This window comes from Devosia sp. UYZn731 (assembly GCF_040546795.1).
Lineage (GTDB): Bacteria > Pseudomonadota > Alphaproteobacteria > Rhizobiales > Devosiaceae > Devosia.
Genome location: NZ_JBEPOL010000008.1, coordinates 261,609 through 286,542, shown reverse-complemented (window position 1 = coordinate 286,542; position 24,934 = coordinate 261,609). Strand labels below are relative to the sequence as shown.

Here is a 24,934-nt window from a genome sequence, read left to right as displayed (position 1 = left end):
CGAGCGCTTCAAAAATGGCGATCCGGCAGCATGGAACGACACTATCTCGATCTGAGCCTGCCCGTCGGCCAGAGCCGGCGCATGCGCATCATCGAGCGCCCCGGACTGTGGATGAAGCCCGAGGCTTTGGCGGGGTTGGTGGGCAAGCTGCGCCAGATCGCCTCGCGCACGCTGGCCGACAAGGACCTCGAATACGGCATCTTTTCGGGCGACAAGAGCCGTCTGGAAAGCACGTTCATCACGCTGGTGACCGACAGCAAGAGCGGCGCGCCGATCGCCTTCAACGCGCTGCCGGTGATCCCGCTGGAGCTGGATGGACGCCCGGTGGAATTGCTGCATCTAGGGCTGGTGATGGTCGATCCCGACCAGCGCAGCAAGGGGCTATCCTGGGTGCTGTATGGGCTCACCTGCTTCCTGCTGTTTATCCGCAATCAGGGACGGCCGATCTGGATTTCCAATGTCACGCAGGTGCCCGCGGTGGTGGGCATGGTGACGGAGACGTTTTCCGAGGTTTATCCCGACCCGGCCGGAGGCGGGCCGCGCAAGTTCCGCCACCTCGTGCTGGCGCGGCAGATCCTGCGGGCGCATCGCTATGTGTTCGGTGTGGGTCCGGAGGCGGAGTTCGACGAGCAGCAGTTCATCATCCGCAATGCCTATACGGGCGGCTCGGACAATCTGAAGAAAAGTTTTGAGGTCGCCCAGAAGCACCGCAAGGACGTGTTCAACACGTTCTGCCAGCGCCATCTCGATTACAATCGCGGCGATGACGTGATCCAGATCGGCAAGCTCGACCTGCCGGCGGCGCGGCGCTACCTGACCGATATGGTGCCAAAAGGCGCGCTGGGGCTGGTCGCTGTCGCCTCGATCATGGCGCTGATCCAGCGGGCGATTTTGCCGGTGATCCAGTGGCTCGATGCGACGCGCGAATTTGGCCGTCTGCGTCCGAGGAGCAGGGCATGAGCTTTTCCTATGCCGAGTTCACCAACCGCAACCTGGGCTTTGTCGACGCGGTGGGGCAGGACAAACTGCGCAATGCCACGGTGTTCGTCTGCGGCACCGGCGGCATGGGCGGGGCGGCCGTGCTGGCGCTGGCACGGGCCGGCGTGGGCAAGCTGATCCTGGCCGATATCGATACGTTCGAAATCGGCAACATGAACCGGCAGGTGTTTGCCTTCATGACCACGGTGGGCCGGCATAAGGCCGAGGCCACCGCGGAGATCGTCAGGACCATCAATCCGGACATCGAGACCGTGGTCTACAAGGACGATTGGCCCGAGCATGTGGCGGGGAGCGTCGCGGCGGGGGCCGTGACCATCAACGGCACGGACGATCTGGCGGCCAGCCTGCTGCTGTATCGGACGGCGCGGGCGGCGGGAAAAACGGTGATCGACGCCTACGCCTCGTCGTTGCCCTCGGTTTACGTCACGCGGCCGCGCGATCCGATGCCAGAGGAGCGGCTGGGTTATCCGACCATCGACACGGCTTGGAACGCGCTGACGACCGACCAGCGCAGCGCGGCGTTCATGGCCGAGATCGAGCACGTCATGGTGCATTCCTCGGCGCGAAAATATATCGACATGGAACTGGCCGGCGAAATGGCGGCGGGCAAGCGCAAGCGGATGTCCTTCGCGCCGATGGTGATCACGACGGGTATGCTGATGGCCTACGAGACCATCGCCATCATCCTCGGGCAGACCACCAAAACCGATTGCCGCGGCTGGTTCTTCAACCCCTATGAGGGCAAGGTCGAGCGCCCGCTGCCGGGCCTGCTGTCGGCCATCATTACGCCGATCGCGCGCCGGCAGATCGCCAAGCTGGTGAATGCGGCATGACCATCCAGCACTCGCTTATCGCCGATAGCGTCGTCTCGGGTACGGCTTTGGCCGGCACGCTGGCCGCTATCGCGGTGATCCGCGCGCGTTCGACGCCGGACGGACTGAGCGCCCGGTTCATCTTCGCGCTCGGTCTCGTTGCCGCCCTGCTGGCAACGCGGCTGCTGTTCTGGAACCTGCATAAGGGCATTTTCGAGGTTTTGAACTATCTCTGCGCCGCCTGGATTCCGCTGGCCGCACTACTGGTCATCGAAGGCCTGCAGCGCCGCCATGCCCCGCAAATCCTCAAATATGCGGCATTGGCAGGTGGCGTCGTGTTTTCGGTCTTTGCGATTTTCAGCCCCCTGGGCTTCCCGGTCTATTTCCTGCTGGTCTTCCAGCTCGCCAGCTTCGCGGCGGTCTACCTGCTCGCCTGGATCGGCAGCGACGGCCTGACCGAGCAGGAAAAGCGCGTCATCGCCCGCGTTCGCTTTGCCTTGCCGGTGCTGGTGGTCTTCCTCGCCAGCGATTACGGCGTGTTCGAGCAGTTCGTGCCCATCCGGGCTTCGGGCATCGCCATCCTGTTTTTCTGCTGGATGGCCATCGGCCCCAGCGGCGCGACGACGGGGCGGCAGGAAGCCGGCATGGCCTTCGTGGGCACCGCCGTTCTGGCGCTGGTCATCGGCGCGGCCGCGACCAGCATGTCGCAGATGGATTGGGGGTTTCTGATCCAGGTCTCCGCCATGGCGCTGTGCACCGGCATGCTGGCACTGGTGCTCAACGAGGCCGCCCGCGCGTTCGCCGAGTCGCGCCGCGACGACGTGCTCAAGGCCCTGGTGACCGCCGATACCAGTGATGTCCGCCGCTTTATCGCCAGCGTCGCGGAGGGCTCGCCGCTGCAAGGCTCGCGCGTGCTCGACGATGATGAACTGACCGATTTCGACACGGCGGCCCTGCGCATCGCCTTCGCCAGCAAACCAGTGCTTAGCCGCAAAGACCTACCCGTCTTCCTCGACGATACGCGCCAGCAGCTCGACAGCTTGTTGACGACATACGATGCGACCCACCTGATTGCGCTCTCGGCTACGCCGCTGATCCTGGCAGCCGCCACCATCCCGTCGGTGGGCCGCAATTCGGCGATCGACACCGAACTGGCGCTGGTGCAGGCCATGGCTATGCTGGTCTCGACCCGAAAGGCCGCCCATGGAACTGCGTGAAGGCGATTTCGACGCATTCTTTGAAGCGCCATTCGCGGTCTATGGCGAGGGCACGCCCTATGTGTCGCCGATGCGGTCGGACCTGCGGCGGTTCTACGCTGCCGGGGTCAATCCGCTCTTCGCCAATGCCGCTGACTTCGCGCTTTTCACCGTGCATCGGGATGGCAAAATTCTCGGCCGCATCGGCGCGCATGTGCATGCGGCGTCCAACGCACTCTACAAAACCAAAACGGCCTACTTCGCCTATTTCGACTGCGCCGACGACGCGGAGGCGGCCAGGACCCTGCTCGGCGCCGCCGAGAACTGGGGCCATCAACGCGGCTTTGATACCATCGCGGGCAATTTCAACCTGACGGCAATGCAGCAGATCGGCGTGACCACCGACGGCTTCGACGGCGTGCCCTATGTCGATCAGGTCTATAGCCCGCCGCACATTGCGCGGCTGCTGGCCGAAAACGGCTACGAAGCCTATTTCCCGATGCGCACCTTCGAGGTCGATCTGGACGCATTCGATCCGGCCACCATATTGGGTCCCAAGCAGCAGGACATCCTGAACTCGCCCGATTGGCAATTCGCCCAGGTCACCCGCGCCACCATTCCGCAACGACTGGAGGATGCCCGCAAGCTGCTCAATAGCGGTTTCGGCCAGAATCCGATGTTCGTGCCTCTGACGGCGGAAGAATTCGAGTTCCAGGCCAAGGAACTCAAGTGGATTATCGATCCGCGCATCACCTCGGTGATCCACCATAAGGGCGAACCGGCGGCGATCGCGCTGGTAATCCCCGATCTGAACCCGTTCATCCGCGCGACAAAATCGCGGATTTCGTGGTCCACGCCCTGGCATTTCCTCGTCAGCCGCCTGAAGCGAAGGCGGGCCCTGGTGGTCTATGCCTCGGTGCGCGAGGACCTGCACGCCAAAGGGGTGATGAGCGCCATGATGGTCATCCTGCTGCCCATCATGCGCGCCGCGGGGTATCGCCAGCTCGGCATCACCTGGATCTGGGATGAGAACGCGGGTAGCAACCGGCTGATGGAACACCTGAACGCCAAGCCGCTGCACCGCAATCATCTGTTCCGCAAAGCGCTGATATGAGCCGGCTCAGCCAAGCCGACCTCTTGCAACTGGCGGCCGCCGCCAACCAGGCGCCCAGCGTGCACAATACCCAGCCGACCCGCTGGAAGCTGGCGGACGACGGCGCGCTCTGGCTGTTGACCGACACGACGCGCCAGCTCGCCGTCGGCGACGTGACCGGGCGCGATCTGCGAGTGTCGCTGGGCGCGACGCTAGAGGCCAGCGCCATCGTGCTGGCCGAGCATGGCATCGGCTTTGGCAGCGTCAGCTATTCCAACCTGCGGGCGGCCGTTCGCATCGAACTCACCACCGGCGCAGAAGGCGATCCGCTGGTGGTGCAGATGCCGCATCGCGTGACCTGGCGGAAGGGGTTTGCGCGGGCGTCGTGGGAAAACGCCCGGGCGCTGGTCGCCTGGTCCGAGCGGCACGAGGATATCACTCGCGTCGACGCGCCCGAGGAAATCAATCTCATCTCGGCGCTCAACGAGCGGACCAGCCTCGCCTTCTATCGCAACGCCGCCTATCGCAATGAACTGCTGTATTGGATGCGGCTATCGCCCGACGATCCACGCTTCGGCATCGATGGGCTATCGGCGCCCGCTTTGGGCATGTCAGGCTTCGAGGCGTTCGGCGCCGGTCATGTGCTGCGCGATCCGCTATTCGGCCTGCTCGACCGGACCGGCGTGATCGGCAGCCTGATTTCTGAGCATCGCCGCACCATGAGCGCCACGGCTATCCTGCTGTTTCATCGCCCGATCGAGGAAAACCCGATCGATACCGGCCGCGCGCTCTATCGTCGGCAATTGGAGCTATCGGCGCGCGGCTTCCAGACCTGGCCAATGTCGGTGCTGGCCGACGATGCCGATGCGGCGGCGGAAATCGGCGCGCATTATGGCCTTGCCGACGACCGCCGGCTGATCACCGCCTGGCGCACGGGACTGGTGCCGGCGGGACAATGGCTCAAACGCGAGCGCCTGCCGGCCGCGGCGCTGATTGCAACATCTTGAGATCGCCCGGCTAGGGCAGTAGCCCCAGATAGCTCATCAACTCTCGCGCCGCCGCCTCCCCGGCGCGGTTGGCGCCGATGGTGGAGGCAGAGGGGCCGTAACCGACCAGATGCAGGCGCGGATCGTTGACCACCTGGGTTGCCAGCCGGCCGGTCATCTTGATGCCGCCGCCGGGCTCGCGCAAATGTAGCGGCGCCAGATGATCGAGCGCGCTGCGGAAGCCGGTGCACCACAGGATCATGTCAAAATCCTGCGTGGCGCCATCGGCCCATTTCACTCCGGTCTCGGTGATGTCGCTGAACATCGGCAACCGCTTGAGCACGCCGCGCTCGCGCATCGCCGCGATGGCGGGCGTCATCCGCAGGCCGGTGACCGAAACCACCGAATGGGGCGGCGCGCCGCGGCGCACCCGCTCCTCGACCAGCGCCACGGCGGCGCGGCCGTCCTCGGGACTGAACTCGCCCTCGCGGAACTCCGGCTCGCGGCGCGTCACCCAGGTGGTTTTGGCCACGCGCGAAATCTCGTCAAGCAGTTGGATCGCCGAAATGCCGCCACCGACGATCAGCACGCGCTGGCCGGCGAAATCGGCCGCCTGCCGATAATCGCGGGTGTGAAGCTGGCGGCCCCTGAACGAGCCGGCACCGAGATAATCGGGAATGAACGGGGTTTCCCATGTGCCGGTGGCATTGATCACGCCGCGCGCCGAGAAATTGCCCGCATCGGTCTCCACCCGCAATCGTTCACCACGGTTCACCACCGTGCTGACCTTGACCGGCCGGAACACCGGCAGGTGAGAATTCTCCTCGTAGGCGGCGAAATAATCGGGTACCGCGACCGAAGCCTGCACCTGCGCCTCGGTATTGACGGCGTCGGCAAACCGCATGCCGGGCAGGTCGTGGATGCGGTTGACGGTGCTCAGCGTCAGCGACGGCCAGCGGAACTGCCAGGCGCCGCCGGCCTGTGGCGATTGATCGAGCACCACGAAACCGCGCGCCGGCAGGAGGCCCAGCCGTTGCAGATGATAGGCCGAGGACAGGCCCGCCTGCCCCGCGCCGATCACCACAATATCGACCTTGAGGGCGACACGCGCGACCTCGATTCCGCCCGACGCGGGATGTGCTTGATCGGCGCTCATGGCAAACCTGTCCCGGACCTAGCCGACCTTGCCGCCCAGTTCCTCATCGATATAGACGGCCAGCAGCGCATCGAGGTCCGCGTCGGCCGTGAAGCCGAGGGCGATGGCGCGCTGCGGGTCGAAATCCTGCGCCCAGCCATCGACGATTTTGACGATGGTGGGATCGGGTTCGCGGCGGATCAGCGCGACGGCCTTGGGGCCGGCGGCACGTTCGAGCGCGGCGATTTCCTCGGCCACGGTGGCGCTGATGCCCGGCATGGAGAGATTGCGCTGGGCGCCAAGCTGGGCGGTATCGAGCGTTGCGGCATGGATCAGGAAGCCGACGGCGGCGCGCGGGCTGGCGAACCAGTGGCGCACACTATCGGCGACCGGCAGCACTGCCTCTTGCCCGTTGAGGGGCTCGCGCAGAATGCCCGAGAAAAAGCCCGAGGCCGCCTTGTTGGGCTTGCCGGGCCGCACCACGATGGTGGGCAGGCGAATGCCGACGCCGTCGAGGAAACCGCGCCGCGAATAATCGGCCAGCAACAGTTCGCAGATCGCCTTCTGGGTGCCATAGCTGGTCAGCGGGGTATGGTGCTGGGTATCGGAAATGACGGCGGGGAATGGCTGTCCGAACACCGCGATGGACGAGGTGAACACCACGCGCGGGCAGTATTTTTCCACGGCGCCCGCGTGGCGGATCGCCTCGAACAGCAGGCGGGTGCCATCGAGGTTGATGCGATAGCCCTTTTCGAAATCGGCTTCCGCCTCGCCCGACACGATCGCGGCCAAGTGGAAAATCACGTCGGGGCGGTCGGCAAGCAGATGCTCGGCAATGCCGGGGGAAGACAGGTCTGCTGCGATGGTCTGTGTGGGGATCGCTGTATCCGGCTTCGTCGGCGCGATCACATCGGCCAGGATCATGCCCGTGATCGACTGGTTGCCGATCGTACCCGCCTGCAGCAGCGCCGTCGTCAGCTTGCGCCCGACCATGCCCGCGGCGCCGATTATCAAGACCTTCATGCGTTTCTCCCTTGCGGGCGCACATCACCATTGTCGAGGCGCAATTGTCCAGCCGGCAAAAACAAAATCGGCGCGTCACACGATGGTGGCGCGCCGATCAAGTCATTCACGTCGGCTCGGGCAGCGTGGCCCCCGCCCTTGCCGCAATGGGATCAGTTGAAGCGGTAACGCACCGAGGTGCGCAGTTCGTGGACCCAGTTATTGGCAATGCTGTAGGGGGCCGACGCGGCGTTGTTGTCGATCGAATTGATATAGAGCGCCCGGTAGCCGATATCGGCCACAACCGCACCGAAGTCATAGCCGACGCCGACCATGCCGGCAGCGGCGAAGCTCAGATTGGTATCGCGCGTATCGGCAGGACCGGGGCCCGTGGTGATGAAGTCGTTGAGCGCAACGCCGGCACCGGCGCCGACATAGCCGAAGGCACCGCCGCTGGCGCCATAACCGCCATTGCCGAAGCCGAAATCGTAATAGACGTTGGCGAGAGCCACGGTGGAGCGCAGCGACAGCTTGTGCACGCCGGGTTCAACCCCGATGGTTCCGGCCGGAACGGTGGCCTGCAGGTCCTCGTTACCGAGATAGTCGATGGTCGCGTCAACGCGCAATCCGGTGCCAGTCTCATAGCCAAAGCCGGCGCCGACCGAGTAGCCGTAGCCATTGCCATCGATGGCAAAGACATTGGGTGTCGCGGTGGGATGCTGGACTTCCTTGGCCCATAGCGCATTGCCTGCCGCGCTGCCGCGCAGGTAGAACGAGCCCTGCACGCCGTAGTCGACATCGGGAACATCGATGATCGGGGGATATTCGGGGAAGTCGGCGGCAATTGCCGGCCCGCCCACCAGAGTGGCTCCTGCCACCAGAATCGCAGCGGAAAGCTTGCGCATGGAAATTCGTCCTTTGGGTTGCCACGACACCAGTCGATTGGCCCCAATATCGGGCAATTTCCTTAAAGCTCACTTAACCTAAAGCTTTAACCCTAATGGGATGCTAAATAGGTGCGTGCACATATACTTAGCGGCCCGCGACGTTGCTGGAAGCCGTTAAAACAACCTTAATAGATGAGGCTCAGGCGACGTCCCGGATCGCCGCTTCGATCTGGCCGACGACGGTCAGCACCAGGGCCGCATCATCGGCCTCGCCCATGACGCGGATCACCGGCTCGGTGCCGCTTTCGCGGATCACCAGCCGCCCGCCAAGGCCCAGCATGGCCTGACCATCCGCAATGGCCTGGATCACCTGCTTGTGCTGCAGCGGCTTGCCGGACTTGAACTTCACGCTGCGCAAGAGTTGCGGCACCTTGTCGAAGCGCGCGCAGATCTCGGAAATCTCGCGGTCCTGCTGCTTGAGCACTGCCAGCAATTGCAGCGCCGCCACGAGGCCATCGCCTGTCGTGGTGAAATCGGAGAGGATGATGTGGCCGGACTGCTCGCCGCCCACATTGAAGCCCTTGGAGCGCATGGCTTCGAGCACATAGCGATCACCCACCTGGGTGCGCTCCAGCGTCAGCCCGATCGAGCCGAGATAACGCTCGAGGCCCAGATTGGACATGACGGTAGCGACGATCCCGCCGCCCATCAGCATTTCGCGCTCCAGCCAGCTCTGGGCGATTACCGCCATGAACTGGTCGCCATCCACCACATTGCCCTTTTCGTCGATGATGATCACGCGGTCGGCGTCGCCATCCAGCGCAATACCGATATCGGCGCGCACTTCCTTGACCTTGGCGGCCACGGCCTCGGGGGCGGTCGAGCCGACCTTTTCATTGATGTTGAAGCCATCGGGCTTGTCGCCGATGGTGAAGACCTCGGCGCCCAATTCCCATAGCGCCACCGGGGCCACCTTGTAGGCCGCGCCATGGGCGCAATCGAGCACCACGCGCAGGCCCGCCAGATCGATATTGCGTGGCAGCGTGCGCTTGGCATATTCGATATAGCGGGTGCTGGCATCCTCGTCGCGATGGGCGCGGCCGATGTCGCGGCCATGAGCGAGGAACTGGGTCATGTCGCTATCGATCATGGCCTCGATTTCTTCTTCCAGCTCATCGCTGAGCTTGTAGCCATCCGGCCGGAACAGCTTGATGCCGTTGTCGTCATAGGGATTGTGCGAGGCCGAGATCATCACGCCCAGATCGGCGCGCAGCGAACGCGTCAGCATGGCGACGGCGGGCGTGGGCATCGGGCCGAGCTGGTAGACATCCATGCCCACGGCGGTAAAGCCGGCGGTCAGGGCGGTTTCGAGCATATAGCCGGAGCGGCGCGTATCCTTGCCGATCACCACGCGGTTGCGGTGATCGCCGCGCACGAAAGTCTGGCCCGCCGCCATGCCGATCTTGAGCGCCAGTTCGGGAGTGAGCTTGGAGCCGTTGGCCAGCCCGCGAATCCCGTCCGTGCCGAAATACTTCCTGGCCATGTACTGTCTCTTCCCTGCCGTGCGCGCAATATTAAGCGCGTCTGTCCACGCGTCCGATAATACCACTTTTGGGCGGAATAGCGGAGTTTTCCAAAAAGGAAAAGGGCCGCCCGGAGGCGGCCCCTAAAACTAGACCAGACTGATTAGCTGCCCGGCTGCGGCTCAAGACCGCCTTCCGGCGGCGCATCGGGGCGCTTCTTGCCCGATTTGCCGGCCGAGGGCACGCCCGTGGCCTTGGTGGTCGGGCCACTATCATCCGGACGGATCGGCTGGTGGCCCTCCATCAGGGCGCGCAATTCGTCGCCGGTCAGTGTCTCGTATTCGAGCAGGGCCTGCGCAATGGCCTCCCACTGGTCGTGGTAGGTGGTGAGGATTTCCTTGGCCGAAGCCTCGCCATCCTCGATCAGCTTGCGCACTTCCTGGTCGATGAGCTTTGCGGTGTCGTCCGACATATTGTTGGACTGGGTCATCGAGTGACCGATGAACACTTCCTGCTCGCTCGACTTGTAACGGACGCGACCGAGCTTTTCGCTCATGCCCCATTCCATCACCATCGAGCGGGCGAGAGAGGTCGCCATCTGGATATCGCCCGAAGCCCCGCTCGTCACCTTTTCAGGGCCGAACTTGATCATCTCGGCTTCGCGCCCACCGAACAGCATGGTGAGACGGGCAAGCGCCTTCTCACGGCTGAACGAATAGCTGTCGCTTTCGGGCAGGGTCATCACCATGCCGAGGGCACGGCCACGCGGAATGATGGTCGCCTTGTGGATCGGATCGATACCGGCAACCTTGAGCGCGATGATGGCATGGCCAGCTTCGTGATAGGCGGTCAGCTTCTTTTCGTCCTGCGACATGGCCATGGTGCGGCGCTCGGCGCCCATCATGATCTTGTCCTTGGCGTCTTCGAACTCGGCATGAGTGACGAAGCGCTTGTTGCGCCGCGCCGCGAGCAATGCCGCTTCGTTGACGAGGTTCATCAGGTCGGCGCCCGAGAAACCCGGAGTACCACGAGCCAGGGTCTTGAGATCCACATCGGGAGCCAGCGGCACCTTGCGGACGTGAACCTTGAGCACCTTTTCGCGGCCCGATACGTCGGGGTTTGGCACCACGACCTGACGGTCGAAGCGACCCGGACGCAGCAAAGCCGGATCGAGAACGTCGGGACGGTTGGTCGCGGCGATCAGGATGATGCCTTCATTGGCCTCGAACCCGTCCATCTCCACGAGGAGCTGGTTGAGGGTCTGTTCACGCTCGTCGTTACCGCCACCGAGACCGGCGCCACGCTGGCGACCGACGGCGTCGATTTCGTCGATGAAGATAATGCAGGGCGCATTCTTCTTGGCTTGCTCGAACATGTCGCGGACGCGGGACGCGCCGACACCGACGAACATTTCAACGAAGTCCGAACCCGAAATAGTGAAGAACGGCACATTGGCTTCGCCGGCAACCGACCGGGCCAGCAGCGTCTTACCGGTACCCGGAGGGCCGACAAGCAGCACGCCGCGCGGAATACGGCCACCCAGGCGCTGGAACTTGCCCGGATCGCGCAGGAATTCGACGATTTCCTCAAGGTCCTGCTTGGCCTCGTCCACGCCGGCAACGTCCTCGAACGTCACCTTGCCATGGGTTTCGGTGAGCAGCTTGGCGCGCGACTTGCCAAAGCCCATCGCGCCGCCACGGCCACCGCCCTGCATCTGGCGTATGAAGAAGAACCAAACGCCGATGATGACGATGAAGGGCAGCCAGGACGACAGCAGGATCGACCAGAACGGGCTCGATTCCGGCTCGCGCGCGGTGATCGAGACGCCCTTGTCTTCGAGGCGCGTGATGATATCGGCGCCGGCCGGGAGCGTGGTTTCGAAGCGCGAACTGTCGGTCATCGTGCCGGTGACGACGTCATTGGTGATGACGACGCTGGTGACCTTGCCCGCATTCACGTCGGTGACGAACTGGCTATAGCTCTTGTCGGAGACGGAAGCAGTGTGGGTCGAAGACTGGAAGACCTGGAACAGGCCCATCAGCATAAAAAGTATCACCAGCCAGATGGCGAAGTTGCGGAAATTTCCGTTCATCAATCCTGTCCCGGGAGGGTCGGCGCAAATCGCCGGTTTTGGTGTGCCGAATGTATGTCCCCCATTGGGGCGTTACAAGGGCAAGCCCTGCGGCCCTTTGGGCGTGGCGTCCAGTCATTTTGTCGCGAATGGGTTAATACGCATTGGGGAGGGGATGGTTCCCCATAGGGAGAGGGTGGAGGGGGAACGAGAGCGGGGTCTTGGCAGAGGGGGGTAAGCATGGGGTTTACCCACGCTCCTCACACACTCAGCGCACACTCTCACCTCTCACCACACACTCCACCGCCATACAATACAGGCCCTCACCACCCACTCTCACCAAGCACTCGATCTTCCCGCGGGCTTGACCCGCGGGCCTCTCGTCGCAGGCACTGAATGCGGTGGGGTGGAGAGTGGCCCGCGGGTCAAGCCCGCGGGAAGGCCAGTGGGTGGGGTGGGGTGAGCTGGATGGGATGGGCGCTATCCCTGCTTCGATCCGCCAGACCGTGATCAGCGATCCGTCAGACCTTGATCAGCGCGGAGGCTCTCCCCTTGAGGGTTGGGGTGGGTCGTTCAAATAGCCACAAAGCGACCCCCTCCCTCGGTCCTCCCCCCAAGGAGGAGGAAAGGACCGGAGCCGATGGATTGGAGCAACGACGCCCCTCAATCGATCAGCAGCGTCACCTTGATCCGCTCATCAAACGACCAGCCGCCCAGCGACAAGACTCCGCCGGCCTCATCGCGCACGATGGGCGCCGTGCGGATGGCCTCGGCGGGCGCCGTAACCTTGAAGCCCAAAAATTCCTCCAGCCGGTGGCGCGGCAGGTAATCGGCGACGCTGGCGGTCAGCCCCGCCTCGCCCGAGCCGTTGACGATGAGGAAGCGCTGGTCCCACACCAGTTCGGAATGCGGCAATAGCATCGCGTCGGGCGGCAGCGCCCTGCCCGGCTCGCGAGCTACCAGGATCGCCCCGCCGCTGGTGCGCACCACGCAGCCGTGCGCCGTCGCGGCCTTGGCGAGGTCGCCAGTCGCCAGCGTGTTTTGCAGCCGTTCGACCAGACCCAGCGCCCGCGGCTTCTGTCGGCCACCGACGATGTTCAGCACCCGGGCCAACAGGCGCACCCCGATGGCCGGGCTCAGGGCGGCATAATCGGCATGGCCGATCCGCGCGGCGCCAAAGCCGTCGAGCGTCACCAGAGCCTCGAAATAGCCATCGGCCATCTGGGCGATCGCCGCATCGGCTTCGCCCATGCGCTGGGCGAAGCGCGCCAGCGTCGGCGCGTCCAGCCCCAGCTCGGCCAGGGCCGGCATGGCATTGCGCCAGCGCACTCGCTCATAATGCGGATCGGTATTGGAGGGGTCTTGGGCCGGCGTCAGCCCGGCTTCGGCGACTACCGTTTGCAACGCCACGGGGTCGAGATCGAGCAAAGGCCGGTGCACACGCACGCCCTCGACCGTGGTCATGCTTGCCATGCCCCGGAGCCCCTCGACGCCGCTGCCATGAGCCAGCCGCATCAGCACGGTCTCAGCCTGATCCTGGCGGTGATGAGCCGTCAGCAGCACCGGCACATCGTCGGCCACCATCGCGGCGCCCATCAACCGGTAGCGCGCAATACGCGCCGCCTCCTGAACACCTGTCCGGGGCTTCGCATCACTCCAACGCAGGCCCGTTGCCGGGATGCCAAGGCTTTGGGCCACGGACAACACCATGGCAACTTCCTCGGCCGCCTCCGGCCTCAGGCCATGGTCAACCGAATAGACCTGCAGGCGCGGCGACCGTGCGCGGCCACTGGCCCAGCGCTGGGTCAAAACCATCAGCGCCAGGCTGTCGGCACCGCCCGACACCGCCAGCCCGATGGCGGGCAGGTCGGCGACGGAAGCGAAGATCGCCTCCAGCGCCGTTGCGTCATCGAGCCTTACGCCGGCGGACATTCGGCCTTGGTCTTTTCCGCGGTGAGGCGCGTCAGGAAGGCAGGCGTCAGGTTGGTGTAGCGCTTGTCGATTTCGGCGAAGGTGCGACACGCCGTTTCGCGCTCCTTGGCGCCCGACAGCGACACGCCCAGCTTGAGCAGCAGGTCCGGGGCGCGCGGATTGTCCGGCGCCTTCTGGAAGGCATTGAGCAGCACTTCGGCCGCCTGGTCATAGGCGGCGCGCTGGATCAGTGCTTCGCCCAGCCAGTTGGATGCGTCGGTGGCCTTGGCATTGTCGGGATAAAGATCGAGGAACTGCGTGAACTGCGTTTCGGCGAAGGCGTAGTCGCCGCGCGTCATCGCCTCGTAGCCGGCATTGAACTGCGCGTCGGCATCGGCATCGCCCGTATTGGCGGCGGGTGCCTTGGGATCAAAGCTCAGATCGAGCGGCGGAGCCTCGCCCACCGGCACGGCGGCGCCGGTGCCCAGCGGAATGGCCTGATCGCCATTGCCGGTGCCCACCAGCGGATCGCCGGAATTGCCCAGCGTGTCCGCCGGCGTGCTGCCATCGGTGAAGCTCGGATCGATTTCTTCTTCGCCCGGCAGCGGCTTGATGCCCTGCTGGGGAATGTCAGTCATCGGCACGGCATTGGGGTCCTGCGGCAACGCCTCGGACGGCTTGGCGCCATCAGTTTGGGTTGCCGCCTGGGGTTTTCCCGGCGCGCCGCCTTCCAGCGCGGTCAGGCGCTGCTCATTGTCCTGGCTCATGCGTTCAACCAGGGTCTGCATCTGGGTGAGCTGGAACGTCAGCCCGTCGATCTGCCCGTTGAGCACCCGCATTTGCTCTTCGAGCTGCTGGATGCGCACCGACAACTGGGCCGCCTCCTGGCTCTGCGCTACATGAATGCGCGCCGGCTGAGCATCGCTCATCACCACGCCGCCGATATCAGCGGGGGGCAAGGGCGAAACGCCGAACGCCAGCGAGGGGGCGGCGGCGCCGAGCATCAGCACTGACGCAAGCGCCAGCGTTCGTCCTCGGGATCGAAAGGGGTGAGCGGTCAACGGAAGGCCTCCAAAGGGTCGCCAGGGGGGAGGCGACAGCATGGTCTGTAGCGGCCACGCAATAAAGTCGAAATTTGGTCAAAAGAAAGCGCCGGGGCCAATTAAGGGCACCCGGCGCTCTTGCCTCCAGTTTGCACTGGATGGGTTGGGCTTTCCCCTTGCGGGGAAAGCCGGATTTTTATTGCACGACAGTGACCGCGCGGCGGTTCTGGCTCCAGCACGAGATGTCGTTGCAGATCGCCACCGGACGTTCCTTGCCGAACGACTTGGACGTGATGCGCTGGGCATTGACGCCACGCGACACCAGGTAGTTCACGACGATCGAGGCGCGGCGAGCGCCCAGCGCGATATTGTATTCACGGGTGCCGCGTTCGTCGGCATGGCCTTCGATCATGATGCGGTAGTTGGCATACTGGTTGAGCCAGCTAGCCTGCTTGTCGAGGGTCGCGGTAGCGGTCGAGGTCAGCGAGGACGAGTCGGTCTCAAAGAACACGCGATCGCCGACCGACACCAGGAATTCCTGCTGGCTGCCCGGAGCGCCGCCACCGGGCCCGAGATTGCCGACACCGGTCAGGCCAGCATTGCTATTGGGCGAACGCGAACAGGCCGCGATCGCGACGACGAAAAGCAGCATGGCGGCAGCGCGCAATGCGGTCTTGATGGGTGCGTTGATGTGCACGGGGAAGCTCCTGAAAGGCGATAATCTTAAGGACGCCATTTACCGCGCTTAATCTTAAGACCGGGTTTGCCAGTATAGTTAATTGTTGCCCTTCACGGCTGGAATGTGGCGGGAATCCGGGCTTTTTCGAGATGGTGCAGATTAGCCACAGGTGCTGGTGTGGTCACGTTAAGGTTAAGTGGGGCGCAGCTTTGCGCCACCGCGGGCTCAGAATCTACCGGGGTGCGGACGCACGGCCGCACCCCGGGGAGACTAGCGGTGGATTGGTTCCTTGCGGTGCCAGTTGTCCAGTTTGCGCGCGCCCGTATGCGGGCGCATGGCCCATTCAATGCCGTTGCCGATGACTTTTTGCACCAGCGGATTGTGGTAGATCGGGAAGGTTTCGTGTCCGGGCGAGAAGTAGAAGATACGCCCGAGCCCGCGATAGAAGGTCAGGCCGCTGCGAAACACTTCGCCGCCTTTGTACCAGCTCATGAAGACGATCTCGTCGGCGGCCGGAACATCGAAGGGCTCGCCATACATTTCCGACTGCGGAATCTCGAAGAATGGCGGAATGCCATCGGCGATCGGATGGGCCGGATTGGTCACCCACACGCGCTCCAGATCGCCCTCGGGCAGTTCGCGCCAGCTCAGGTTGCAATTGGTGCCCATCATGCGGCGGAACATCTTGGAGTGGTGGCCGGAGTGGAGAACCACCAAGCCCATGCCGGCCAGCACCCGCTGCTGCACGCGGTCGATATATTTGTCCTCGACCTCGTCATGGGCGACATGGCCCCACCAGGTCAGAACGTCGGTGCGGTCGAGTAATTCCTGGGTCAGGCCCTGCTCGGCGTCATCAATGGTGCGGCGCTCGATGGTGAAGTCGCGATCGGTCAGGCCCGCGGCCAGAGCGCCATCCATCCCGTCAGGATAAATCTTGGCAACCGGCGCATCGTTCTTTTCGTGGCGGCCTTCGTTCCACATGGTCAGGCGAATAGTCACGTTTAGTCTCCGTAAATAGCGGGTGGATCAGGCCACGATAGCGTTGTTGGACTGATCGAACAGGTGAAAGGCTGTGTGGTTCATGGCGAGCTGCACCGACTCGCCTGACTTCATGGCGAGATCGCCCTGGGCGCGCACCAGCAAGGTGTCGTCGCCATTGCGAACATTGAGGTAGGTCTCGGCGCCAAGGCGCTCGACAATGGCGATGCTGGCCTCGAAATCGGCCTCGCCGGCGCTGGTGACCGGGCGGATGTCTTCCGGCCGCACCCCGAGCGTCACTTGTTGCCCCACGACGCCGCCCAGTGAGCGACCATCCATGCTGACCGTCCAGCCGGCATTAGCCTTGAAGCTCTGCGTTGCGCCATTGGCGACAATGGTGCCGGCGACGAGGTTCATCCGTGGCGAGCCGATGAAGCCGGCGACGAAGGTGTTGACCGGGTGGTTATAGAGCTCGATCGGCGTATCCCACTGCTCGACCTTGCCCTTGTTCAGCACCACGATCCGCGTCGCCATGGTCATGGCCTCGACCTGATCGTGGGTCACATAGACGATGGTGGGGCGCAATTCCTGATGCAGCTTCTGCAACTCCGCGCGCATCTGCACGCGCAGCGCCGCGTCGAGATTGGACAGCGGCTCATCGAACAGGATGACGCGCGGCCGCTTGATGATGGCGCGACCGATAGCGACGCGCTGGCGCTGACCGCCCGATAGTTCTGCCGGGCGGCGACCGAGCAGATCCGAAAGCTGCAGCAATTCCGAAACCCGGCCGACCTCCTTGGCGATTTCGGCCTTGGGTACTTTCTTGAGATCCAGCGAGAAGCCGATATTCTGCGCCACCGTCATATGCGGATACAGCGCGTAGGACTGGAACACCATGGCAATGCCACGCTGGTCGGGCGGCACGTCGTTGATGCGCTGGCCGTTGAGGATCAGATCGCCGCCATCGATGGATTCGAGCCCTGCGATCATGCGCAGCAAGGTCGACTTGCCGCAGCCGCTGGGGCCAACGAAGACGGAAAACTCACCGTCTTCGACCTCGATATCGACGCCTTGGATAACCCCGACTGCGCCGAAACTTTTACGCACGCCGGAGAGCTGAATCATGGGAGTGGTCATGGCTTAACCTTTGACGCCGCCGGAAAAAGTCTGGACCAGGAACCGCCGCGCGAAACTGAAGGCGATGACGGCCGGGATGAGATAAATGGTGGCAATGGCCGCGAGCAGGCCATAGTCGATTTCGTTGACGCGCAGGAACGCCCGGAACAGCCCGATCGGCAGCGTCTGCAATTCGGGCGACGACAGCAGGATCAGCGGCAGCAGGAAATCGCCCCAGGCCGACATGAAGGCGAACAGCCCCGCCGCCGCCAACCCCGGCAGCGCCAGCGGGATCAGCACGCGGCGAATACGCTGCACCAGCGTCGCACCATCGAGGATCGCGGCCTCCTCGTAGTCCTTCGGCACGCCGTCGAAAAACACCTTCATGATCCACAGCGCCAGCGGCAACTGCCCGGTGGCCAGCACGATGATCAGCCCCAGATAGCCGTCGATGAAGCCGAAGATCTGCATCACCGAGCGGTAGTGCTCGCCGGCCAGCGGACGGACCAGCGCGCCCATGCCGTTATTTGCGGTCAGCAGGATCTTGTAGAGCGGCACCAGCAGCGCCGTGGACGGCAAGACCCGGATCAGGAGGATGCCGTAAAGAAAGGGCTGCTTCCACCAGGCCTTGGATCGCGACAGCGCATAGCCGCCGAGCCCCGAAATGATCACCACGATGATCGTGGCAGTTAGCACGGTGAACAGCGAATTGGCGAACCAGCGGAAGCCGTTTTCATCGGCAAACACCCGGATGTAATTGTCGAAGGTCCAGCTATCGGGCCATTTGAGAAACAGCTGCGCGTTGCTGTCCACCGAAGCCAGCGCCATCCACACGAACGGCAGCAGGCAAAAGATCGAGATGACGATCAGCGTGACGTAGGCCAGGGCCGTATAGGCGCCTTGGCGCGGGGAATTGACGCCGGCCATCAGACTTCCACCTTCAAGGATCGGACATAGGCGATGCCCAGGGCCAGCGACACGACCAGCGCCACCACCGCCCCGGCCGCGCCATAGCCGAGCTGGAAGTTGGTGAAGGACTGGTTGTAGATGTAGACGCTGATCACCTCGGTTTTGCCGCCGGGACCGCCGCGGGTCAGCGCATAGACCAGCCCGAACACCGAAATGGTCGAAACCGTCGAAATCAGCATGTAGAGAAAAATCGTCGGCGCCATCAGCGGCAGGGTGATGCGCATGAACATCTGGCGCGGATTGGCACCGTCCATGCGCGCTGCCTCATAGACTTCGCTGGGCACGGCGCTCAACCCGGCCGTCAGCAGGATCATGGAGGTGCCGATGCCACGCCAGGTATTGACCATGGTGACCATGAACAGCGGGAAGGTCTGCAGCCAGTCAGCCCAGGGCAGGCCCAGCGAAATCAGGATCTTGCTCAGCGTGGCGTGATCGCCGCCCGCCAGCATGGAAATCCACATGAAGCCGGCCACCACTTCGGGCGCGGCATTGGGCAACAGGATAGCGGCGCCGAACACCGAGCCGCCGACGATCTTGCGCCGCAGTGCCAGCGCCGAAATGAAGCCGATGACGAACTGGCCGATAATGGCCGAGCCGACGACGAACACGAAGGTGACGAACAGCGAGTTCCAGAACCGCGCGTCGGAGAACAGGCGGAAGTAATTGGCGGCGCCGACAAAGCGGGGTTTTGCGGCAGCAAGGCCGGTCAGCGCCTCATTGGTCATGCTCAAATAGACCGAATAGAGCGCCGGATAGATGATCAGGAGAGCGAGGGGGATCAGCGCGGGCAATAGCAGCTTTAGGAGCTGCCGCTCTCTACGCTTCTGAAACGCGTCAAAGGCCATCTCTTGCCGCCTGTCGCTATGTCGGGGTTGAGGGATAGCGACGCCACAAGGCGCCACGCTTTTGAGGAGAGACGCGGCCAGTGGCCGCGTCTCGGGGCATCGGGGGGAGGAGAGCCGATGCCTATTTCACCGCGTCGTCGCCGAGCGTCTGCTTGACGTAATCGACCAGGATCGCCTGGGCGCCGGCGGCATCGGTTTCCTTGCGCAGCAGCGCTTCGGTGGCGCGAGCCACGCCTTCGGACACGGCGGACATGCCCGTCGCCTGCTTGAGATAGGTGCCGTGGTTCGCCGCAGCCTGGATCGGAACCAGTTCCGTCAACGCCTGGAAGCGCGGATCGGCCTGCACCGCATTGCTCGACGGAATATTGCCGATACGAGCAGCCGTTTCGATCTGGTTGTCGACCGAGCCCGTCTCGAGCAGCGCTTTCTTGGCCATATCGAGATTGGCGGTCTTGGCATTGACGGCCCAGGCGGCGCCGAGGCCGGCCAGAACGAATTCACCGCTCTCCTGGCCAGGATCGGCCCAGGTGCCGACGACGGTGGTCACGTCGGGGATCGGGTTCTTGCTCTCGCGGCCCCAATCGAAAATGTAGCACCAGGAGCCGCAGGTGGTCGCAGCCAGTTCGCCCTTGGGGAACATTTCATACTTCGGGATCACCCAGGGCTCAGGCCCCAGCAGCGGATCGACCGGCATCAGATCGTTGTCGATCAGGTCCTTGTAGAACTGGAAGACGTCTTTGACGCCCTGGCTGGTCAGGTCGAACTTGCCGTCGTCGGTGACCAATTGAGGCGTCGAGGAGCCGATAATCAGGTGGGAAAAGCCTTCGTCGAAGGCGCCGCCGCCCCAGCTCGTGCCAGCCGGAAACAGCAGGCCATACGCGCCGGTCTTGGCCTTGATTTCCTTGGCGCGGTCGAGCAGGTCCGCCCAGTTCTTGGGCTGCTCGGTGGAAATACCGGCCTTTTCAAGCAGGTCGCGACGGAAGTAAATCTGCTGGATACCCAGGATATAGGGCATCACATAGGTCTCGCCATCCGGGCTGACAGCAAGCTGCTTGGCCACGTCGACAAAGTCCTTATACCCCGGCCAGGCCGCGAGTTCCGCGCCGACCGGCGCCAGATAGCCGGCAGCCACCATGTCGGCGACATCGGCTGCGCTCGGGATCGAGAACAGGTCCGGCGCGTTGCCGGCGGCCAGCTCGGTCAGGAGCTTGGTCATGTAATCCTTGTCGGGCGCTGGATACTCGACGATCTCGACGGTGACGCCGAGTTCCTTTTCGATCCGCGCGGCCGTGGGGGTAAAGGCATCGATACCAGCCTGGCCATGCAGCGCGACGCGCAGGGTTTCGGCGTTGGCCGTGCCGGCAAGCAAGCTCATGGCGATGGCCGCAAGGCCACCTGCGATCAATCTATTCATGTTTCCTCCCTGTGCAGCCCGTTTTGCTGCTGGCGTCTGTCTGACACTCCAACAATGTACACGCTTACATTTCGACGGCAAGAGAAAATCGAACGTCTCTTCCATTTTGTGGCTCGTTCGCATTTTTCGGTCATTTTGTCGTTTACGAGGCTTTGTCGGGTGATGTACACGTGTCCGCAAATGGGAGGATTGGCAACATGGTTTTGCGTTTGGGTGTCATCGGGGCCGGCCTCAAGGCGGCCGATTATGCGCGCGGCTGGGCGGCGATGAGCGATGTCGAGATCGTCGCCACGGCGGAGGTGAGCATCCTGTCGCGTCAACGCTTTGGCGATGTCGTGGAGGCGGCTGGCGGGCCCCGCCCGCTCGAATATCCCGATGCCGAGGCCATGCTCAAAGCCCAAGCCGGCAAGATGGACGCCGTCTATGTGTCCACCCCCCACGTCTTCCACGGCGCCAATGCGCTGGCGGTGATCGAAGCCGGCTATGACCTGCTGCTGGAAAAGCCGATGGTCACCACCGTCGATGAAGCCCTGGCGCTGGTCGAGGCCGAAAAGCGCACCGGCAAGACCGTGGTCATCGCCTTTCAGGGCGGCCTCTCCCCCCTCGTCCATGACACCAAGGACCGTGCCCGCCGCGGCGATTTCGGCGACCTCGTGAGCGTCAATGCCTCGATCTGGGAAGGCTGGGCCAAGAACTATGCCGGCCAGTGGAAGCAGAACCCGGCCATTTCCGGCGGCGGCTTCATGTTCGATACCGGCGCCCACATGATGAACACCGTCTGCGTGCTGGCTGACAGTGAGTTCGCGCGCCTCTCCGCCTTCACCAACAATCGCGGCCTCAAGGTCGATCTGGTCTGCGCCGTCGCCGCTCGCCTCAGCAATGGCGCGCTCGTCACCTTCAATGCTGCCGGCGATGGCCCTCCGGGCTGCGAGTCCGCCATAACCTTCTTTTATACCAAGGCCATTATCCGCATCGATGCCTGGGGCAAGTGGCGCGAAGTCAGCGTCGAGGGCGTCGCCGAACCGCGCGAGGAAAGCGAAATTCGCGATACCCCGATGCACACGTTCCAGGCGGTGCGCGATGGCAAGATGGCCAACCCATCCACGGTTGCCAATGGCCTGCGGTTCGCGCGGCTATGGGACGCCATCAAGGCATCCGCCGCTCGCGACGGCGAGGCAATTGCGATAGAAACTGGCGCGGCCTGATCCAGGGGCCGTCAGGGAACGCTTATGATTCGCCGCAAGGGCCTCACATCGGTAGAACTGGCCAAGCTTGCCGGCGTGTCCTCCGCGACGATTTCCCGCGCTTTCTCCAACGATCCGGCCATCAAGCCTGAAACCCGCGAGCGCGTGCTGGCGCTCGCCGCCGAACACGGCTTCCGCCCCAACGCCATGGCCCGCTCGCTCAACAACAGCCGCTCGCGACTGGTGGCGCTGGTGGTCAACACCGTCGCCAATCCGGCCGAGGCCGAAGGGCTGGACCTGCTGATCCACCGCCTGCAGGAGCGCGAGCTGATGCCGCTGCTGCTGTGCTGCGCCAATCACGAGGATCGCGGCCATTTGATGCGCATCGCCTCGACCTATCAGGTCGATCACGTCGTGCTCTATTCCGACGCGGTTTCGGTCGATGACGCACTCGATATTTTCCGCTCGGCCACGCTGATCGTCGCCTCGTCCGAACCGTTGGAGGGCCGCGACCTGTTCGACGTCCGGCTCGACGCGTCCGCAGCCACGGCGCAAATCGTCGACCATCTGGTCGGTCAGGGCCGCCGGCATTTCGTCTATCTGTCGGGCCGCGCCTCCAGCCATATCGACAAGCAGCGCATGCGCTGGTTCGCCGACGCCTTGGAACGGCACGGCATGGCCTTCGAAATCGTCGAGCACGGCGATTATTCCTACGAGTCCGGCTATAAGGAAGCCGTGCTGCTGCTGCGCCGGCTACGCCCCGACGTGCTGGTATGCGCCAACGACCTGATGGCCATCGGTGCCCAGGATGCCGCCACCCTGCTCGGTCTCAAGATTGGCGACGACCTGGCAATCGTGGGCCATGACGGCGTGTCGCTCTCCAACTGGGATTGCCACTCGATCACCACCGTCATGCCGCCCCATGGGGTGATCAGCGACGCCTTGATCGAGCTTATCGAGCGCCCACCGACCGCACCGCCCGAACAGCATGTCGTCAATTGCATGGTTCGTTGGCGTCAAAGTACCGGACCGGCGCCCAGGTAAGCCGCTCCTGTGGCGTGTGGACGGCCCAATCGGCACCGGCGGCTTTCCCGTCCGGCCAAGTGGCCATTCAGGTCTTTCGAAGCCCGGCGACAACGAAGCCCGCCAAGGCCTCGACATAGTGCCGGTCAGCCCGTTCGCGAGTGATGATCATGCGCCAATACAGCATGCCGCCTGCGGCATCGTTGAACAGGTCGGCATCCGCATCCGCCGGGAGTTCGCCCCGCGCGATGGCCCGCTCCAGGATCGATGCTGCCCGCTGGCGGCGCTCGATCTGCACCCGGCTCCTGACGCCTCCCGCCAATGCCGGATTGCGCTGCATTTCGGCATGCAAATCCGGCAGGATACGGCGCACCAGCCGATGCCGCAGGACGCGGCGGAGCTGATAGAGCATCGCCGCGACGTCGCCTTCGAGCGTGCCGGTATCGACAATGGGCGCCAGTTCGATCCCGACGTCTTCCAGCCGCTCGGCGACCATGGCGAGCTTGGAAGGCCAGCGTCGATAGAGGGCGGCTTTACCCACTCCCGCCCGCTGCGCAACGCGCTCAAGGCTGATCCCCACGTAGCCGTAGTCAGCCCATTCCTCGAACAGCGCCCGCGTCAGGGCATCGGTGACAGCGGGCTGCATGATCGCAGCCCCGCTGGGTGCCCGTCGCGGTCGCTGGCCAATTATTTCGTCGGAACGCTTGCGTATCATCCAAACGGCTCTATATGAGGACGGAACACAATCGTTCCATCCAAAAGGGTTATCCGATGAACACCACCACAAGTCCAGACACCATGGCGAACTTCGCCGGTCTGCTCCGGACCGCTCTGGGCGACAGTCTCGCCCGCGACGCGACGACATTCCTCTCGATGATGGCCGAGGACGGCGTTATGGAATTTCCATACCTCACGGCCGGCCCCGCCCCACGGCTCGAGGGACGCGTTGCCCTCGGCGCGCATCTGGCGAGCCTTGAAGGCATGATCGAGATCGACGGGTTCCACGATCTGGTGGTGCACAAAAGCCTCGAGCCCGGTGTCTTCATCCTCGAATTCACCTGTATCGGCCGCAGCGCCAAGACGCGCCTGCCCTACAATCAGCGCTATATTTCGGTCATCACCGTCAAGGATGGCCATATCGTGCGCTACCTCGATTACTGGAATCCATTGATCCTGCAGCAGGCGACGGGTGAAGCGGCTCACGCGACCCGGGAAGCTCAGCAATCATGAGCTTGATCCTCGTTACCGGCGGTAGCGGCAAGACAGGGCGCCGGATTGCCGCACGGTTGGCCGAACGCGGCATTGCGTACCGCGTCGCCTCGCGCTCGGCGACCGGCCCGTCCACGGTCCACTTCGACTGGTCACTGCCCCAAACCCACGATGCCGCTCTTGAAGGCGTGAGCGCCATCTATCTCGTGGCGCCGACCGGCGTGATGGAGCCGTTGCCCGTCATGCAGCCCTTTCTCGAACGTGCCCTGGACAAGGGCGTCACTCGCTTTGTGCTGCTCAGTGCCTCTTCGCTGGAGGAAAACGGTCCGGTAATGGGCGCGGTGCATGGCTGGCTTCGCCAGAACGTACCGTCATGGGTGGTGCTGCGCCCCACCTGGTTCATGCAGAATTTCTCCGAGCAGCAGCACCGTCCGACCATCCTGGCCGAGGACGCGATTTATTCGGCCACCCAGAATGGCCGCGTTGGCTTTATCGATGCCGAGGACATTGCCGCCGTCGCCGTCGAAGCGCTGGCCAATCCCGAGTTTGCCAATGGCGATTTGATCCTGACCGGTCCCGCCACTTTATCCTATGACGAGGTCGCCCGGCTCATCGCCAGGGCCGTGGGCCGCGATATCCACCATCGTCGCCTGACGGCAAGCGAGATGACGGACTGGTTTGTCGCGGGCGGCGTGCCGGCAGCCTTCGCCCCCACCCTGGCCGCGATGGATACCGCGATTTCCCTCGGCGCCGAGGACAGGACGACCCAGCACGTCTTTGAAAGCACCGGCCGCGTTCCAGGCTCGTTCGAAGACTTCGTGATCCGGAATGCCGCGGCATGGAAGCCAGCCTAGCCAGT

Annotated in this window: 23 protein-coding genes; 9 read left to right on the top strand and 14 right to left on the bottom strand. The window is 63.7% G+C overall.

All coding sequences use genetic code 11. From position 1 onward, the window contains the following. The first annotated feature begins 30 nt into the window (after positions 1-30). From ABIB57_RS20565 to ABIB57_RS20545, 5 genes are read left to right on the top strand one after another with little or no spacing between them, the layout of a single operon-like run. On the top strand, positions 31-960 hold the full coding sequence (locus ABIB57_RS20565) for a hypothetical protein (protein ID WP_354043112.1): 930 nt from the start codon (positions 31-33) through the stop codon (positions 958-960). Next, a complete protein-coding gene (locus ABIB57_RS20560) occupies positions 957-1,832 on the top strand; it encodes a ThiF family adenylyltransferase (RefSeq protein ID WP_354043111.1) in 876 nt (291 codons plus the stop codon). The genes ABIB57_RS20565 and ABIB57_RS20560 overlap by 4 nt, the downstream gene beginning before the upstream one ends. After that, on the top strand, positions 1,829-3,028 hold the full coding sequence (locus ABIB57_RS20555; protein ID WP_354043110.1) for a hypothetical protein: 1,200 nt from the start codon (positions 1,829-1,831) through the stop codon (positions 3,026-3,028). Before ABIB57_RS20560 ends, ABIB57_RS20555 begins: the two co-directional genes overlap by 4 nt. Further along, positions 3,015-4,121 (top strand): GNAT family N-acetyltransferase, encoded by a 1,107-nt coding sequence (locus ABIB57_RS20550; RefSeq protein WP_354043109.1) that lies wholly within the window; start codon positions 3,015-3,017, stop codon positions 4,119-4,121. The genes ABIB57_RS20555 and ABIB57_RS20550 overlap by 14 nt, the downstream gene beginning before the upstream one ends. Then, positions 4,118-5,107, top strand: coding sequence for a nitroreductase family protein (locus ABIB57_RS20545; protein ID WP_354043108.1), 990 nt, complete (start codon positions 4,118-4,120; stop codon positions 5,105-5,107). The genes ABIB57_RS20550 and ABIB57_RS20545 overlap by 4 nt, the downstream gene beginning before the upstream one ends. A gap of 10 nt (positions 5,108-5,117) precedes the next feature. Here ABIB57_RS20545 and ABIB57_RS20540 read toward each other — a convergent pair whose 3' ends face one another. From ABIB57_RS20540 to ABIB57_RS20480, 13 genes are all read right to left on the bottom strand, one after another. Further along, positions 5,118-6,242 (bottom strand): NAD(P)-binding domain-containing protein, encoded by a 1,125-nt coding sequence (locus ABIB57_RS20540; RefSeq protein WP_354043107.1) that lies wholly within the window; start codon positions 6,240-6,242, stop codon positions 5,118-5,120. Positions 6,243-6,260: 18 nt separating this feature from the next. After that, positions 6,261-7,244 (bottom strand): D-erythronate dehydrogenase, encoded by a 984-nt coding sequence (gene denD / locus ABIB57_RS20535; RefSeq protein ID WP_354043106.1) that lies wholly within the window; start codon positions 7,242-7,244, stop codon positions 6,261-6,263. A gap of 152 nt (positions 7,245-7,396) precedes the next feature. Then, a complete protein-coding gene (locus ABIB57_RS20530) occupies positions 7,397-8,128 on the bottom strand; it encodes an outer membrane protein (protein WP_354043105.1) in 732 nt (243 codons plus the stop codon). A gap of 181 nt (positions 8,129-8,309) precedes the next feature. After that, positions 8,310-9,653, bottom strand: a complete 1,344-nt coding sequence (gene glmM / locus ABIB57_RS20525) for a phosphoglucosamine mutase (protein ID WP_354043104.1) — start codon at positions 9,651-9,653, stop codon at positions 8,310-8,312. A 143-nt stretch (positions 9,654-9,796) separates the two neighbouring features. Next, positions 9,797-11,725 carry an ATP-dependent zinc metalloprotease FtsH gene (ftsH, locus tag ABIB57_RS20520; protein ID WP_354043103.1) on the bottom strand — a complete coding sequence of 643 codons (1,929 nt, stop codon included), beginning with the start codon at positions 11,723-11,725 and terminating at the stop codon, positions 9,797-9,799. Positions 11,726-12,367: 642 nt separating this feature from the next. After that, positions 12,368-13,636: a tRNA lysidine(34) synthetase TilS gene (gene tilS / locus ABIB57_RS20515; RefSeq protein WP_354043102.1), complete on the bottom strand. Its 1,269-nt coding sequence runs from the start codon at positions 13,634-13,636 to the stop codon at positions 12,368-12,370. Beyond that, on the bottom strand, positions 13,621-14,676 hold the full coding sequence (gene ybgF, locus ABIB57_RS20510; RefSeq protein WP_354043101.1) for a tol-pal system protein YbgF: 1,056 nt from the start codon (positions 14,674-14,676) through the stop codon (positions 13,621-13,623). Before ybgF ends, tilS begins: the two co-directional genes overlap by 16 nt. Positions 14,677-14,854: 178 nt before the next feature. Then, positions 14,855-15,310, bottom strand: coding sequence for a peptidoglycan-associated lipoprotein Pal (pal, locus tag ABIB57_RS20505; protein ID WP_354043162.1), 456 nt, complete (start codon positions 15,308-15,310; stop codon positions 14,855-14,857). Positions 15,311-15,607: 297 nt separating this feature from the next. Further along, positions 15,608-16,336, bottom strand: coding sequence for a ThuA domain-containing protein (locus ABIB57_RS20500; RefSeq protein WP_354043100.1), 729 nt, complete (start codon positions 16,334-16,336; stop codon positions 15,608-15,610). 27 nt (positions 16,337-16,363) lie between these two features. After that, positions 16,364-17,440: an ABC transporter ATP-binding protein gene (locus ABIB57_RS20495; protein WP_354043161.1), complete on the bottom strand. Its 1,077-nt coding sequence runs from the start codon at positions 17,438-17,440 to the stop codon at positions 16,364-16,366. Between the two features lie 15 nt (positions 17,441-17,455). Then, positions 17,456-18,358, bottom strand: coding sequence for a carbohydrate ABC transporter permease (locus ABIB57_RS20490; protein WP_354043099.1), 903 nt, complete (start codon positions 18,356-18,358; stop codon positions 17,456-17,458). Continuing rightward, positions 18,358-19,245, bottom strand: a complete 888-nt coding sequence (locus ABIB57_RS20485; protein ID WP_354043098.1) for a carbohydrate ABC transporter permease — start codon at positions 19,243-19,245, stop codon at positions 18,358-18,360. Before ABIB57_RS20485 ends, ABIB57_RS20490 begins: the two co-directional genes overlap by 1 nt. 121 nt (positions 19,246-19,366) lie before the next feature. Continuing rightward, a complete protein-coding gene (locus ABIB57_RS20480) occupies positions 19,367-20,659 on the bottom strand; it encodes an ABC transporter substrate-binding protein (RefSeq protein ID WP_354043097.1) in 1,293 nt (430 codons plus the stop codon). Positions 20,660-20,856: 197 nt separating this feature from the next. On the opposite strand from ABIB57_RS20480, the gene ABIB57_RS20475 reads away from it, so the two are divergent. After that, positions 20,857-21,864, top strand: a complete 1,008-nt coding sequence (locus ABIB57_RS20475; RefSeq protein ID WP_354043096.1) for a Gfo/Idh/MocA family protein — start codon at positions 20,857-20,859, stop codon at positions 21,862-21,864. A gap of 24 nt (positions 21,865-21,888) precedes the next feature. Further along, a complete protein-coding gene (locus ABIB57_RS20470; protein ID WP_354043095.1) occupies positions 21,889-22,887 on the top strand; it encodes a LacI family DNA-binding transcriptional regulator in 999 nt (332 codons plus the stop codon). 67 nt (positions 22,888-22,954) lie between these two features. Here the strand turns inward: ABIB57_RS20470 and ABIB57_RS20465 are convergent, their stop codons facing one another. Next, positions 22,955-23,512, bottom strand: coding sequence for a TetR/AcrR family transcriptional regulator (locus ABIB57_RS20465; RefSeq protein ID WP_299726591.1), 558 nt, complete (start codon positions 23,510-23,512; stop codon positions 22,955-22,957). Between the two features lie 125 nt (positions 23,513-23,637). On the opposite strand from ABIB57_RS20465, the gene ABIB57_RS20460 reads away from it, so the two are divergent. Both ABIB57_RS20460 and ABIB57_RS20455 read left to right on the top strand, forming a co-directional pair. Beyond that, entirely contained in the window at positions 23,638-24,096 is a 459-nt protein-coding gene (locus ABIB57_RS20460; RefSeq protein ID WP_354043094.1) for a nuclear transport factor 2 family protein, read from the top strand. Further along, the gene (locus ABIB57_RS20455; protein WP_354043093.1) at positions 24,093-24,929 is read left to right on the top strand and encodes an ergot alkaloid biosynthesis protein; all 837 of its coding nucleotides are present in this window, start codon (positions 24,093-24,095) and stop codon (positions 24,927-24,929) included. The genes ABIB57_RS20460 and ABIB57_RS20455 overlap by 4 nt, the downstream gene beginning before the upstream one ends. The last annotated feature ends 5 nt before the right edge of the window (positions 24,930-24,934 follow it).

Excerpts from the sequence above, each read along its gene's own strand:
- ABIB57_RS20565 (WP_354043112.1), top strand. The coding sequence starts at position 31 with ATGGAACGACACTATCTCGATCTGAGCCTGCCCGTCGGCCAGAGCCGG.
- ABIB57_RS20560 (WP_354043111.1), top strand. The coding sequence starts at position 957 with ATGAGCTTTTCCTATGCCGAGTTCACCAACCGCAACCTGGGCTTTGTC.
- ABIB57_RS20555 (WP_354043110.1), top strand. The coding sequence starts at position 1,829 with ATGACCATCCAGCACTCGCTTATCGCCGATAGCGTCGTCTCGGGTACG.
- ABIB57_RS20550 (WP_354043109.1), top strand. The coding sequence starts at position 3,015 with ATGGAACTGCGTGAAGGCGATTTCGACGCATTCTTTGAAGCGCCATTC.
- ABIB57_RS20545 (WP_354043108.1), top strand. The coding sequence starts at position 4,118 with ATGAGCCGGCTCAGCCAAGCCGACCTCTTGCAACTGGCGGCCGCCGCC.
- ABIB57_RS20540 (WP_354043107.1), bottom strand. The coding sequence starts at position 6,242 with ATGAGCGCCGATCAAGCACATCCCGCGTCGGGCGGAATCGAGGTCGCG.
- denD (WP_354043106.1), bottom strand. The coding sequence starts at position 7,244 with ATGAAGGTCTTGATAATCGGCGCCGCGGGCATGGTCGGGCGCAAGCTG.
- ABIB57_RS20530 (WP_354043105.1), bottom strand. The coding sequence starts at position 8,128 with ATGCGCAAGCTTTCCGCTGCGATTCTGGTGGCAGGAGCCACTCTGGTG.
- glmM (WP_354043104.1), bottom strand. The coding sequence starts at position 9,653 with ATGGCCAGGAAGTATTTCGGCACGGACGGGATTCGCGGGCTGGCCAAC.
- ftsH (WP_354043103.1), bottom strand. The coding sequence starts at position 11,725 with ATGAACGGAAATTTCCGCAACTTCGCCATCTGGCTGGTGATACTTTTT.
- tilS (WP_354043102.1), bottom strand. The coding sequence starts at position 13,636 with ATGTCCGCCGGCGTAAGGCTCGATGACGCAACGGCGCTGGAGGCGATC.
- pal (WP_354043162.1), bottom strand. The coding sequence starts at position 15,310 with ATGCTGCTTTTCGTCGTCGCGATCGCGGCCTGTTCGCGTTCGCCCAAT.
- ABIB57_RS20495 (WP_354043161.1), bottom strand. The coding sequence starts at position 17,440 with ATGATTCAGCTCTCCGGCGTGCGTAAAAGTTTCGGCGCAGTCGGGGTT.
- ABIB57_RS20490 (WP_354043099.1), bottom strand. The coding sequence starts at position 18,358 with ATGGCCGGCGTCAATTCCCCGCGCCAAGGCGCCTATACGGCCCTGGCC.
- ABIB57_RS20485 (WP_354043098.1), bottom strand. The coding sequence starts at position 19,245 with ATGGCCTTTGACGCGTTTCAGAAGCGTAGAGAGCGGCAGCTCCTAAAG.
- ABIB57_RS20480 (WP_354043097.1), bottom strand. The coding sequence starts at position 20,659 with ATGAATAGATTGATCGCAGGTGGCCTTGCGGCCATCGCCATGAGCTTG.
- ABIB57_RS20475 (WP_354043096.1), top strand. The coding sequence starts at position 20,857 with ATGGTTTTGCGTTTGGGTGTCATCGGGGCCGGCCTCAAGGCGGCCGAT.
- ABIB57_RS20470 (WP_354043095.1), top strand. The coding sequence starts at position 21,889 with ATGATTCGCCGCAAGGGCCTCACATCGGTAGAACTGGCCAAGCTTGCC.
- ABIB57_RS20465 (WP_299726591.1), bottom strand. The coding sequence starts at position 23,512 with ATGCAGCCCGCTGTCACCGATGCCCTGACGCGGGCGCTGTTCGAGGAA.
- ABIB57_RS20460 (WP_354043094.1), top strand. The coding sequence starts at position 23,638 with ATGAACACCACCACAAGTCCAGACACCATGGCGAACTTCGCCGGTCTG.
- ABIB57_RS20455 (WP_354043093.1), top strand. The coding sequence starts at position 24,093 with ATGAGCTTGATCCTCGTTACCGGCGGTAGCGGCAAGACAGGGCGCCGG.